General features: G+C 70.1%; 14 protein-coding genes. 1 reads left to right on the top strand and 13 read right to left on the bottom strand.

What is annotated here, in order from left to right:
• Window positions 1–55: 55 nt before the first annotated feature.
• From ACFUO4_RS35200 to rpsB, 5 genes are all read right to left on the bottom strand, one after another.
• Window positions 56–1228: a phosphatidate cytidylyltransferase gene (locus ACFUO4_RS35200; RefSeq protein ID WP_079309723.1), complete on the bottom strand. Its 1173-nt coding sequence runs from the start codon at window positions 1226–1228 to the stop codon at window positions 56–58.
• Window positions 1228–1785, bottom strand: a complete 558-nt coding sequence (frr, locus tag ACFUO4_RS35205) for a ribosome recycling factor (RefSeq protein WP_059198018.1) — start codon at window positions 1783–1785, stop codon at window positions 1228–1230. Before frr ends, ACFUO4_RS35200 begins: the two co-directional genes overlap by 1 nt.
• 146 nt (window positions 1786–1931) lie before the next feature.
• A complete protein-coding gene (pyrH, locus tag ACFUO4_RS35210; RefSeq protein WP_079309724.1) occupies window positions 1932–2690 on the bottom strand; it encodes a UMP kinase in 759 nt (252 codons plus the stop codon).
• A gap of 189 nt (window positions 2691–2879) precedes the next feature.
• A complete protein-coding gene (gene tsf / locus ACFUO4_RS35215) occupies window positions 2880–3716 on the bottom strand; it encodes a translation elongation factor Ts (RefSeq protein WP_079309725.1) in 837 nt (278 codons plus the stop codon).
• A gap of 94 nt (window positions 3717–3810) precedes the next feature.
• Window positions 3811–4698, bottom strand: coding sequence for a 30S ribosomal protein S2 (gene rpsB / locus ACFUO4_RS35220; RefSeq protein ID WP_079309726.1), 888 nt, complete (start codon window positions 4696–4698; stop codon window positions 3811–3813).
• 263 nt (window positions 4699–4961) lie between these two features.
• On the opposite strand from rpsB, the gene ACFUO4_RS35225 reads away from it, so the two are divergent.
• Window positions 4962–5510 (top strand): M23 family metallopeptidase, encoded by a 549-nt coding sequence (locus ACFUO4_RS35225; RefSeq protein WP_383492524.1) that lies wholly within the window; start codon window positions 4962–4964, stop codon window positions 5508–5510.
• A gap of 144 nt (window positions 5511–5654) precedes the next feature.
• Here the strand turns inward: ACFUO4_RS35225 and ACFUO4_RS35230 are convergent, their stop codons facing one another.
• The 8 genes from ACFUO4_RS35230 to lepB form a co-directional block, all read right to left on the bottom strand.
• Window positions 5655–6212, bottom strand: coding sequence for a helix-turn-helix domain-containing protein (locus ACFUO4_RS35230; protein ID WP_383492891.1), 558 nt, complete (start codon window positions 6210–6212; stop codon window positions 5655–5657).
• Between the two features lie 94 nt (window positions 6213–6306).
• The gene (gene whiG / locus ACFUO4_RS35235; RefSeq protein ID WP_079309727.1) at window positions 6307–7149 is read right to left on the bottom strand and encodes an RNA polymerase sigma factor WhiG; all 843 of its coding nucleotides are present in this window, start codon (window positions 7147–7149) and stop codon (window positions 6307–6309) included.
• A gap of 322 nt (window positions 7150–7471) precedes the next feature.
• Window positions 7472–8614 (bottom strand): DNA-processing protein DprA, encoded by a 1143-nt coding sequence (gene dprA / locus ACFUO4_RS35240; protein ID WP_383492528.1) that lies wholly within the window; start codon window positions 8612–8614, stop codon window positions 7472–7474.
• Complete coding sequence (locus ACFUO4_RS35245; protein ID WP_383492530.1) at window positions 8614–10224, bottom strand: YifB family Mg chelatase-like AAA ATPase; 1611 nt, start codon at window positions 10222–10224, stop codon at window positions 8614–8616. Before ACFUO4_RS35245 ends, dprA begins: the two co-directional genes overlap by 1 nt.
• Before the next feature lies 1 nt (window position 10225).
• On the bottom strand, window positions 10226–10588 hold the full coding sequence (locus tag ACFUO4_RS35250; protein WP_079309729.1) for a YraN family protein: 363 nt from the start codon (window positions 10586–10588) through the stop codon (window positions 10226–10228).
• A gap of 118 nt (window positions 10589–10706) precedes the next feature.
• On the bottom strand, window positions 10707–11015 hold the full coding sequence (locus tag ACFUO4_RS35255; RefSeq protein ID WP_003965949.1) for a DUF2469 domain-containing protein: 309 nt from the start codon (window positions 11013–11015) through the stop codon (window positions 10707–10709).
• 56 nt (window positions 11016–11071) lie between these two features.
• A complete protein-coding gene (locus ACFUO4_RS35260; RefSeq protein WP_079309730.1) occupies window positions 11072–11587 on the bottom strand; it encodes an NUDIX hydrolase in 516 nt (171 codons plus the stop codon).
• Window positions 11577–12359, bottom strand: coding sequence for a signal peptidase I (gene lepB, locus ACFUO4_RS35265; protein ID WP_383492534.1), 783 nt, complete (start codon window positions 12357–12359; stop codon window positions 11577–11579). The genes ACFUO4_RS35260 and lepB overlap by 11 nt, the downstream gene beginning before the upstream one ends.
• Between the last annotated feature and the right edge of the window lie 26 nt (window positions 12360–12385).

The raw sequence follows: 12385 nt of genomic DNA on the forward strand, positions 1-12385 counted from the left end.
GCCCCCGCCTCAGCGGGGGCTTCTCCAGACATCCGCCCAGACATCCGAACGACGATCAGCCCGAGCCCACGAACAGCACCAGCAGCAACCACACCACGGGCGCGGTCGGCAACAGCGAGTCCAGCCGGTCCATGATGCCCCCGTGCCCCGGCAGCAGCGTGCCCATGTCCTTGATGCCGAGGTCGCGCTTGATCATCGACTCGCCGAGGTCACCGAGCGTCGCGCTCGCCGCCACCGCGAGGCCCAGCAGCAGCCCCTGCCACCAGGTGCCGTCGTCGATCAGGAACTGCATGCACAGCGCGCCCGCCACCATCGCGAAGGACACCGCGCCCAGCAGGCCCTCACGGGTCTTGCCGGGGCTGATGCGCGGCGCGAGCTTGTGCTTGCCGAAGCGCCAGCCGACGGCGTACGCCCCGGTGTCGCTGACGACCGTGAGGAGCAGGAACGTCAGCACCCGCTGCGGCCCGTCGTCGGCGGTGAGCATCATCGCGACGAACGTGGCCAGGAACGGGACGTAGAAGGCCGCGAAGACGCCCGCGGTGACGTCCTTCAGATAGCCCTCCGGCGGTTCGGTCATCCGCCAGACCAGCACCGCCAGCGCGGTGAGCGCCATCGCCACCCACGCGCCCTCGGCGTCCCGGACGTATCCGGCGACGACCATGGCCGCACCGCCGACCGCCAGCGGCACGAGGGGCGCCCTGATGCCCTTGCGCTCCTCCAGCCGCGAGGTCAGCTCCCACAGGCCGACGACCACGGCGACCGCTATCACGCCGACGAAGACGGCCTTGACGACGAAGAGCGAGGCGACGATGACCACACCGAGCCCGACGCCGACCCCTATGGCCGCGCCCAGGTCACGCCCCGCGCTCTTCTTCTGCGGCGCGGAAGCCGGCTGCGGGGCGTCGGGCATGGGCTCCGGATTCTGCGTCTGCGGCGCCGCCGCTCGGGGCTGCGCCGACGTGGTCTGGTCGCGGAACGTCCCGTCCCGGAACGTCTCGTCCCGGAACAAGGGGCCACTCAGCCGAGCGGCCCCCCGGTCGTCATCCTGGTCTCCGCCATACGCGGGTACGTCGGGCACGATGGGCATGGGGCGAGTCTGCTGCGCCTCAGGCGCATCGTACGCGGGACCCGCCGGGGCGGCCCCCTGGACAGGCCCCTGGTCGGTGGGCCCCCAGTACCCGGCGTGTGGCCCGGCCCCAGGCGGAGAGCCCCAGGAAGAGTCGTTCATCAGACTTCGAGGAGCTCCGCTTCCTTGTGCTTCAGAAGCTCGTCCACCTGGGCGACGTACTTGTGCGTCGCGTCGTCGAGCTCCTTCTCCGCACGGCGGCCCTCGTCCTCGCCGATCTCGCCGTCCTTGACGAGCTTGTCGATCGCGTCCTTGGCCTTGCGGCGGACCGAGCGGATGGACACGCGCGAGTCCTCCGCCTTGCCCTTGGCGACCTTGATGTAGTCGCGGCGGCGCTCCTCGGTGAGCTCGGGGAACACCACCCGGATGATGTTGCCGTCGTTGCTCGGGTTGACGCCCAGGTCCGAGTCACGGATGGCCTGCTCGATGTTGCGCAGGGCCGTCTTGTCGAACGGGGTCACCACCGCCATGCGCGGCTCCGGCACGGAGAACGAAGCCAGCTGGTTGATCGGCGTCGGCGCGCCGTAGTAGTCGGCCACGATCTTGTTGAACATCGCCGGGTGCGCACGGCCGGTGCGGATCGCGGCGAAGTCCTCCTTGGCGACCACGACGGCCTTCTCCATCTTCTCCTCGGCCTCGAGGAGGGTCTCTTCGATCACCACTTGCTCCTGCGTGTCTTGAGTAGGCCCGGCTGCTGTTCCGTTGCGTGGAGGCGGCGGCCGGCTGCGTCGCGTCTTCTTCCTGCACGGTTCCCGACCGGCAGGACATTGTCCATCCCCCGGTCAGGGACGGTGTCCAACGGGGGTCAGTCCCGGCTGCCCTGGTCACCCACAAGCGTGCCGATCTTCTCACCCTTGACGGCGCGGGCGATATTGCCCTCCGTCAGAAGCTCGAAGACGAGGATCGGGAGCTTGTTGTCGCGGCACAGCGTGATGGCGGTGGCGTCGGCGACCTTGAGGTCGCGGGTGATGACCTCGCCGTAGCCGAGCGAGTCGAACTTGACCGCGTCGGGGTTTTTCTTGGGGTCGGAGTCGTAGACCCCGTCCACGCCGTTCTTGCCCATGAGGAGCGCCTCGGCGTCGATCTCCAGGGCGCGCTGGGCGGCGGTGGTGTCGGTGGAGAAGTACGGCATGCCCATACCGGCGCCGAAGATGACCACACGGCCCTTCTCCAGGTGGCGCACGGCGCGCAGCGGGATGTACGGCTCGGCGACCTGGCCCATGGTGATGGCGGTCTGCACGCGGGAGTCGATGCCCTCCTTCTCCAGGAAGTCCTGGAGGGCGAGGCAGTTCATCACGGTGCCGAGCATGCCCATGTAGTCGGAGCGGGCGCGGTCCATGCCGCGCTGCTGGAGTTCGGCGCCGCGGAAGAAGTTGCCGCCGCCGATGACGACCGCGATCTCCGCGCCGTCGCGCACGACGGCCGCGATCTCGCGGGCGATCTTGTGCACCACGTCCGGGTCCACGCCCAGGCCCCCGCCACCGGAGAAGGCCTCTCCGGACAGCTTCAGCAGAAACCGGCCGCTCACTTTGCCGTCGTCGCTCTTCTGGGCCTTGGTGGTCATCGGAATCTCGCCTCTTTCAAGGGGTCGCACATACGAAGAAGGCCATTGCCGATGGGAACTGGTTCGCATCCCATGCGCGGCAATGGCCTCCTCGTCAGATCTGCTGTCGTCCGCCACGCGCGCGCGTGACGGCGTACCGGACGACTGCCTACGACCCTATCGGGGTCGGGCGTCGAACGCGGTACGGACTCAGATGCCGACCTTGATACGCGTGAAGCGCTTCAGGGTGACACCGGCCTCGTCCAGAACCTTCTGGACGGACTTCTTGTTGTCCAGCGCGTACGGCTGGCCGAGCAGCGTGGCGTCCTTGAAGAAGCCGTTGAGGCGACCCTCGACGATCTTCGGCAGGGCGGCCTCGGGCTTGCCCTCGGCGCGGGTGGTCTCCTCGGCGACGCGGCGCTCGGACTCGACGACCTCGGCCGGCACGTCCTCCTTGGAGAGGTACTTCGGCGCGAAGGCGGCGATGTGCTGGGCGACACCCTTGGCCAGCTCGGCGTCGGCCTTGTCCAGCTCGACCAGGACACCGATCTGCGGGGGCAGGTCGGGCATGGTGCGGTGCATGTAGGCGAAGACGAAGCCGTCGGCGAACTGCGCGAAGCGGTCCAGGACGATCTTCTCGCCGAGGTTGGCGTTGGCCTCGTCCACGAACGCCTGGACGGTCTTGCCGGCCTCGATCTCGGAGGCGAGCAGGGCGTCGATGTCGGCCGGGGAGGTGGCGGCGACGTGCTGCGCGATCTGGTTGGCGACGGCCTGGAACTTCTCGCCCTTGGCGACGAAGTCCGTCTCGCACTTCAGCTCGACCAGGACACCGGAGGTGTTGTCGTCGGCGATGAGGGAGACCACGGCGCCGTTCTCGGCGGAGCGGCCCTCGCGCTTGGCGACGCCCTTCTGGCCCTTGATGCGAAGCGCCTCGACGGCCTTGTCGACGTTGCCCTCGGCCTCGTCCAGCGCCTTCTTGCAGTCCATCATGCCGGCGCCGGTGAGCTCACGGAGCTTCTTGACGTCGGCGGCGGTGTAGTTCGCCATGATTCCTGGAATCTCTCTCGAAGTCTGAAGATCTACGGGCCGACGGCGGGGGCTGGTGGGCCCCCGCCGTCAGAAGACCCGAAGGGGTGAGGGGTCAGGCCTGCTCGGCCTCGGCGGCCGGAGCCTCGGCCTCGGCAGCGGGGGCCTCGGCGGCAGGCGCCTCAGCCTCAGCGGCGGGAGCCTCGGCGGCCGGGGCCTCCTCGGCCTTCTTCTCGCCCTCGAGCAGGTCGCGCTCCCACGCGGCGAGCGGCTCGCCCGCACCCTTGTCACCCTTGTCGCCGGTGGCGACGCCGGAGCGGGCGATGAGGCCCTCGGCGACGGCGTCGGCGATCACGCGGGTGAGCAGGGTGACGGAGCGGATCGCGTCGTCGTTGCCCGGGATCTTGTAGTCGACCTCGTCGGGGTCGCAGTTGGTGTCGAGGATGGCGACGACCGGGATGTTGAGCTTCCGGGCCTCGCCGACCGCGATGTGCTCCTTCTTGGTGTCCACGATCCAGACGGCGCTGGGCACCTTCTGCATCTCGCGGATACCACCGAGGGTCTTCTCCAGCTTGGCCTTCTCGCGCGAGAGCACGAGAAGCTCCTTCTTGGTCAGACCGGAAGCGGCGACGTCCTCGAAGTCGATCTGCTCGAGCTCCTTGAGGCGCTGCAGACGCTTGTAGACGGTCGAGAAGTTGGTGAGCATGCCGCCCAGCCAGCGCTGGTTGACGTAGGGCATGCCGACGCGGGTGGCCTGCTCGGCGATGGCCTCCTGCGCCTGCTTCTTCGTGCCGACGAACATGACCGTGCCGCCGTGGGCGACGGTCTCCTTGACGAACTCGTAGGCGCGGTCGATGTACGACAGCGACTGGAGCAGGTCGATGATGTAGATGCCGTTGCGCTCGGTGAAGATGAAGCGCTTCATCTTCGGGTTCCAGCGACGGGTCTGGTGACCGAAGTGGACGCCGCTCTCCAGCAGCTCCCGCATCGTGACGACGGCCATGGCCGTTCTCCTTGGTTTCTCGGTTATGTCCTGACGCCCGGCACGCGCCGTGCCACGTACGCAGCTGCGTACGGGACCGAAAGGCGCTGACATCGATGGCCACGAGAGCCCGATGTCGGGGCGTGCGAAGTCGACCCGGTGACCCGGATCGCCAGAAGAAGTGTACGGGACCCGCGGGGTACCGGGTGACGCCGCTGTCCACAACCGGGCGGTACTCCACAGCTCCCGGTCATGATCAGCCCTGCTCGGGCAGGGTTTCAGCCATGCGACACCTGCACAGCGCCCTCCTGCCCGCACTCCTGATCCCCTACCTGGCGCCTTCGCCCCCACCCCCGGCCCCACCCCAACCCCCTCCCACCACGGTCCCGGCCATCGCCCGCACCTGGCCGGTAGGCGTACGCCCACCCGTCCTCCGCACCTGGGAACCCCCGCCCACCCCGTACGCCCGAGGCCACCGAGGCGTCGACCTGGCAGCATCCCCGGGCACACCCGTACGGGCGGTGGCCGCCGGCCGGGTCACCTTCGCGGGCCGCGTGGCCGGAAAGGGCGTGCTCTCGATCACCCTCACCGGCACAGGCCTGCGAACGACGTATGAACCGGTACGGGCGACAGTGAGAAAGGGCGAGGAGGTGACACCGGGCGAAGTGGTGGCCACGGTGGAGCCGACGGGCTCCCACTGCACGGCCACGTGCGTCCACTGGGGTCTGCGCAGCGGGGAGACCTACCTCGACCCGCTGTCCCTGCTGCCGCCGTGGCTATTGCGCAGGCCCCCGTCAAGACTGCTGCCGGTGCTGGGAGTCCCTCTTCCCTAGCCCCCACCCCAGCTGCGGGCAGTCGTGCCGCTGGGGCGGAACGGGTGGGCGCAGGGGCACCCCGCAAGCGCGGCCAGCGACCACGCCCCCGCCGCAGCCCTCGCCGGCCTCAGCCGCGAACCCCCGCAGCAAGCCCCACCAACCTCAGCCCCGAACCCCCCGCAGAGCCATCGTCACCGCAGCCTCAGTGATCGCCGCAGGATCCTCCGCCGCCCCCAGCTCGATCCGCCGCACAGCCGCATCCACAACCCCCTGCAGCAACATCGCCGCAAGCCGAGGCTCCGAGTGCCCCATCTCCTCCAGTGCCTCGCCGATCATCGCGACCAGCTCCCCGTGCGCGGCCCGGATCTTCTCCCGAGCCCCCGCATCGAGCTCACTCGCGGAAATGGCGACCACGGCCCGATGCCGCCGGTCCCCCACCAACGCCAGCTGCCGCCGCACATACGCCTCGACCTTGGCCTCGGCCCCCTCCGCCGCGCCCATCGCCGCGGCGACCTCCGCCGCCCAGACCGGGAAGTCGACCGCGCACAGCTCCTCGACGACCGCGGCCCGCGACCGGAAGTACTCGTACACGGACGACCGCGCCAGCCCCGTCCGCTCGGCGAGAGCCGGGAAGGTCAGTGCCTCCGTCCCACCCTCGGACAGCAACGACCGAGCCGCGTCCAGCAGGGCGGCTCGCTGCATCGACCGGTGCTCGGCCACGGAGGCCGCTCGAATCCTTGGCACGTCCACCACTGTACGGACGCACCGCCCCGGACGGGAGTCACTCACCACCACGACGGTTCGTCCGCCCAGGTCACCGACCGAAGCTCGCCAGTTTCGCCCGCAGTTGCAGCACCGACTTGGTGTGGATCTGGCTGACCCGGCTCTCGGTCACACCCAGCACGTTCCCGATCTCCGCGAGGGTCAGACCCTCGTAGTAGTAGAGCGTGACCACGGTCTTCTCCCGCTCGGGCAGCGTGTTGATCGCCCGCGCCAGGAACCGCCGCAGCTCCCGGTCCTCGGCCACCTCCACCGGGTTGTCGGCGGCGGTGTCCTCCAGCGTGTCCATCAGACTCAGGCGGTCGCCGCCCTCACCCCCGACATGCAGCAGCTCCTCCAGCGCGACCACGTTGGCCAGCGACAACTGACTGAAGACCGCGTGGAGTTCGTCCACGGCGATCCCCATCTCGGCCGCCACCTCACCCTCGCTGGGCGTCCGCCGCAGCCGCGCCTCCAGCGTCGCGTACGCCCGCTCGACGTTCCGCGCCTTCTGCCGCACCGACCGCGGGATCCAGTCCAGCGCCCGCAGCTCGTCGATCATCGCGCCCCGGATCCGGGTGATCGCGTACGTCTCGAACTTGATCTCCCGGTCGACGTCGAACTTCTCGATCGCGTCGATGAGCCCGAAGACGCCGGAAGAGACGAAGTCGGCCTGCTCCACGTTGGGCGGCAGCCCCACGCTCACCCGGCCCGCCACGTACTTCACGAGCGGCGAGTAGTGCAGGATCAGCTGCTCCCGCAGCCGTTCGTCCCCCGTCGCCTTGTACGACCGCCACAGCTCGTCGAGCGTCGAGGGAGCGGGGGGCCGCACGCTGCCACCGTCCCGGGCGGCTGGGGGGACCGCCGCCCGGTCGGACCCGGAGGTGTGCTGGGGCATTCGTCGCCTTGTGCCGTTCTGCCGTGAAGTGGGGATGGCTGGGTGACCTGTCGGTCTGATGCTGATCTGGAATCTCTGAGGTGGATCTGCCGTCTCTGAGGTGGATCTGTGGTCGAGTCGCCGTTCCGTGCCGGAATCCCCGTGAGCGTAGCGTGACTGGAGTGTCGCGGTGTGCGAAGGAGCGGCCCCGAGCCGTGCGCAGATACGTTCCTCTCGACGCCCCGCCGAGTCACGCCGACGACTCAGCGTGACCACGGGGAAACTCCAACTGCGGGAATTCCCAAGGCTGTAGGGGTTCCCCCGGACGGCCGAACACGCTCGGTCAACTCGGACCGCGACCACCACGGACGGAGATCATCGCCTGGCGTGTCAACTTCCAGCCGTCGCCGTGTCGTTCGACGTAACCAAGTGATCGGAGCTCGTACAGTCTCGCGACCGCCTCGTCCTGAGTCGTCTGCGCGCCGCGCCCGACCTCGGCAGCGGTCGCCGCACGGCGTGCGGGCAGCGCGTCGAGGACTCTGCGCGCCCCCGGTTCCAGCAGGTCGCGCGGCAGCACGGGTCCTCGCCGCTCCGGCGCGAGCTCTCCCATCTCACCGACCACCTCGACGACTTCCTCGGCGTCGGTGACGAGTTCGGCGTCGCCGCGCAGCAGTTCGTGCACCCCGGCGGAGAGACCGCTGGTGGCCGGCCCGGGCACGCCCATGGTGTGCCGCCCGAGCCGTTGCGCGGCACGCGCGGTGACGAGCGAGCCGCTGCGGTACGCGGCTTCGACGACGACGGTCCCTCTGGTCAGCGCGGCGATGACGCGGTTGCGCAGCACGAACCTGCTGGGAGTCGGATGGTCGCCCGGCGGCAACTCCCCCACCACCAGCCCCTGTTCCGCGATCCTGGTGATCAACTCGGTGTGCCCGCGCGGATAGGGCCGGTCGACGCCGCAGGCCAGCACGGCGACGGTGGCGCCGCCGGCGCCCAGCGCCCCTCTGTGGGCGGCCCCGTCGACGCCGTACGCGCCGCCGGACACCACCACCCACCCGCGCTCGGCGAGCCCGGCGGCGAGGGTGGCCGCCATGTGGGCGCCGTACTCGGTACAAGCGCGGGCCCCCACCACGGCGACGGACCGCAGGGCCCACATCCGCAGACTGGGCCGCCCCCGCACCCACAGCCCGAGCGGCCGGGCATCCCCCAGATCGTCCAGCTGTCCAGGCCACTCGCCGTCCCCCGGGCACACGAACCGCACCCCGGCCTCGGCGGCGACCGTGAGATCCCGCCGTGGATCGGCCTCCCCGGCCCGAGCCACCAGCCCGCCCCACCGCTTCCCGCTCACCCCGGGCAACACCTCCCGCCCGTTCCGCAGCCTCCGAGCCACCTCCCCCACCCCGAACTCCCGCACCCACCGCCCGGCGACCTCGTCACCGGGTTCGATGACCCGGGCGAGGAAGACCCGGGCGAGCACTTCGCCGTCCATCACCTGCCGATCCCTTCCAGGACGGCGCCGCGCCGGACACCGGTGCGCAGTTCGAGGGCCCAGTTCACGTCGTTCGCCGAGGGCCGGTCACGGCCGCCCAGGTCGGCCACCGTCCAAGCGACGCGCAGCACCCTGTCCAGGCCACGAGCCGACAGCAGCCCCCGGTCCAGGTCCTCCTCGGCCTTGCGCAGGGCTCCGGACTGCACATGCCACCGGGTGCGCAGTTCATGACCCGGGACCTCACTGTTCGTACGCCACGGTGTGCCTTCGTAGCGCCTGGCCGCGCGTTCCCGAGCGGCCTTCACGCGCTCGGCGACGGTGGCTGTCGTCTCGGCCCCGGAGTGGAGCCGGAGGAGTTCGGCCCGGGCCACCGGCTCCACGGTCACCCGCAGGTCCACGCGGTCCATCAAGGGTCCGGACAGACGGGCTCGGTAGCGCTTGATCGAGGACGGCCTGCACTCACAGATGTCGTCTCCGCGTCCGTGTCGGCCACAGGGGCACGGATTGGCCGCCAGGACCATCAGGAACTTGGCCGGCATCCGCAGCATGCCTGCGGCGCGGGCAACCACGACATGACCCGATTCCAGCGGCTGCCGCAGGGAGTCCAGGACGCTGCTGTGGAACTCTGCGGCTTCATCGAGGAAAAGAACTCCGTGGTGAGCCAGGGAGACGGCTCCCGGCCGCGGAAACCCGTTCCCTCCCCCGACCAGTGAGGCCATGGTCGCGGAATGGTGCGGCGCACAGTAGGGCGATCTGTCGACGAGCGGGTGGCCAGGTGGCAGTACACCGGCCACTGAATGGACGGCGGTCACCTCCAAGGACTCCTGCCGACTCAGCTCGGGCAGGAGTCCGGGCAGTCGCTCGGCCAGCATGGTCTTACCGGCTCCCGGCGGTCCCTTGAAGAAGACGTGATGCCTCCCCGCGGCGGCCACCTCCAGCGCCGACCGGGCCAGATGCTGCCCGGCCACGTCCGCCAGGTCGGGCTGATGCCCAGCGGAGACGATGCCCGTCCCCAAGCCGGTGCCCGGGAGGGCCAGACCGGCGAGGAAAGGGTCGGGGCGGATCTCCCCCGGGACGGGCTCTTCGTCGGGCACCGGCTCGTCGGTGAGAACCGCGATGAGCTGGCGCAGGCTGCGTACCCCCAGCACCGAGACACCCGGCACCAGCGAGGCCTCCGGCACGGCGCACTCAGGCACGACCACCTGTTCGTATCCCGCGTCCGCCGCGGCGAGCACGGCGGGCAGCACTCCGCGCACCGGCCGCACCCGCCCATCCAGCCCCAGCTCCCCGATCATGACGATGTCCGCCAGCACCCTGGGATCGATCCGCTCGGCCGCCCCCAGCACCGCCGCGGCGACGGCGAGATCGAACCCGCTCCCGCTCTTCGGCACCGACGCCGGACTCAACCCCACCGTCAGCTTCTTCGCCGGCCACGCCGCGCCCGAGTTGACCACCGCGGCCCGCACCCGGTCCTTGCTCTCCGTCAGGCTCTTGTCCGGCAGTCCCACCAGCGTGAACGCCGCGACCCCGGGCTCAAGATCCGCCTGGACCTCCACCACCACGCCCTCGACGCCCACCAGGGCCACCGAGCACGTCCGCGCGAACCCCATCTCAGGCCACCCCCCGCGCATGCTCGACGACGGGCGCGCCGCGCTCCGGCAGGAGTACGCCGACCAGGTCGATGCGGACGCCACCCGGTGGCGCCCCGCCATGCGCGTGGATCCAGCATTCGGCGAGGCCCCGCAGGCGCTCCGCCTTCTCGGGGGTCACCGCGGCCATCGGGTGCTCGAAGGCACCCGCCCGCCGTGTCTTGACCTCGCAGACGACCAGGACCTCTCCGTCCCGCGCCACGATGTCGATCTCGCCGGTCCTGCCACAGCGCCAGTTGCGCTCCAGGACGGTCATCCCGGCCTCCGCCAGCCGCCGCGCGGCCAGCGTCTCGCCGTACTTGCCGAGTGCACTGCGTGCGTTCATGTCGGCACCACCTCCGGCGCCAACGATCACGCAGCCGAGCCACCCTTGTTGATCTTGGTGGACGACCCGGCGGTTGTGGAAAACTCAGCCACCCACACGAGCGGCCCCACTACCGACCTCACCCGCCCGGCAGCTCCAGATCGCTCTTGTTGAGCTCCTCGATGTTCACGTCCTTGAACGTGAGCACGCGCACCTGCTTCACGAACCGAGCCGGCCGGTACATGTCCCAGACCCACGCGTCGGCCATCGAGACCTCGAAGAACACCTCACCCTGGACCGAGTGCACCTGCATCTCGTAGTCGTTGGTGAGATAGAAGCGCCGCTCGGTCTCGATCACGTACTTGAACAGACCGACGACATCGCGGTACTCCCGATAGAGCTTCAGCTCCATCTCGGTCTCGTACTTCTCGAGGTCCTCGGCGCTCATGGCATGTTCCCCTTCAGCCGTGCGATCCCCCCATTGTGCGCCAGTCCCGTCAGCCCCTAGACGATTTCGGTGTCAAGGGTCACGGGCCCGGCCGGGGGACCTTCGTCGAGCAGCCTGCGGAGCAGCTCGGCGAGTCTGGTCGGATACACCGTCTCATGTGCCCGGGTCAGTTCCTGACACGTCCACCAGCGCGCTCCGGCGACGCTGCGCCGTTCCAGATCGGTGAGCGCCGTCGCCGCCGTCGCCGTCTGGGTCGTCCGGGCCAGGAAGTACCACTCGTCCTGGTCCCAGCGGCGCCCCGCGAACGGGAAGGAGCACATCCGGCGCCACAGCACCGGCCCGAGCTCGACCTCGGTGATTCCGGTCTCCTCGGCGAGTTCCCTGAGAGCGGCCTCTTCACGAGTCTCCTCGCCCTCGACTCCGCCACCAGGAGTGAACCACCAGTCGTCGCTCGGATCGTCCGGCTCATGGCCGTGCAGGAGCAGGATGCGGTCGTCGGGGTCGAGCAGCACCACTCTGGCGACCTTGCGCAGTCCGCCCTCGTAGGTGTCCGCCGCGGCCTCAGCGCGCACCCACGGGCTCCGTCCGGCTCTGCGCGGCGCGCCGCTTGCCCAGCCGCTTGGCGATCGGCCCGTAGGCGCCACCGCCGAGCACGAGCACCGCGCCGCCGATGATCAGGGCGGTGATCGTCCGCAGCGGTCCCGGCGAGGACAGGGCACCGAGCTCCTTGAAGCCGCTCGGCTCCTTCAGCATGCCGTCCATGGGCCAGACCACGGCGTCGACGCGGGCGGTCACGGCGCTCACCGCGACCGTGCCGCTCGCCGCGTCCGTGAGGTGCGCGGAGGAGTCCAGGGAGCCCTGCCGCTCGTCACCGAGCAGGAACAGCCGGCCCTTGGGGACGGTCACCTCGGGGATGTTCTTCCACTCGGCCAGGCTGTCCTTGGGCAGATACGGTTCGTCGATCTGCTTGCCGTTGACGGTGAGCTTGCCCTTCGTGCAGCAGGAGACGGTGTCCCCGCCGACCGCGACCACGCGCTTGACCACTGGGGCGTTGCTCACCCAGGTCTTGTCGGTGAAGACGACCACGTCACCCCGGCGGATGTCGCCGCCGTCGATGCGCTGCGCCAGCACCCGGTCACCGGCGTCGATGGTGGGCGCCATCGAGCTCGTGGGCACGGTGTAGGGCCGGTAGACCACCGCTCCCCAGGCGAACCCGCCCAGGAACAGCACCAGGCCCAGCGCGACGGCCAGCCCGGACAGTCGCTGTCCGGTCCGGCTGCCCACCGGGCCCGTGTCGGTGCCACCGCTGCGCGGGGCCGTACGTGTCGTGCTCTCGCCACCCATGGGTCCGCACCCTACCCGGCGGTACC

Source organism: Streptomyces sp. NPDC057280 (assembly GCF_042668605.1).
Taxonomy (GTDB): domain Bacteria; phylum Actinomycetota; class Actinomycetes; order Streptomycetales; family Streptomycetaceae; genus Streptomyces.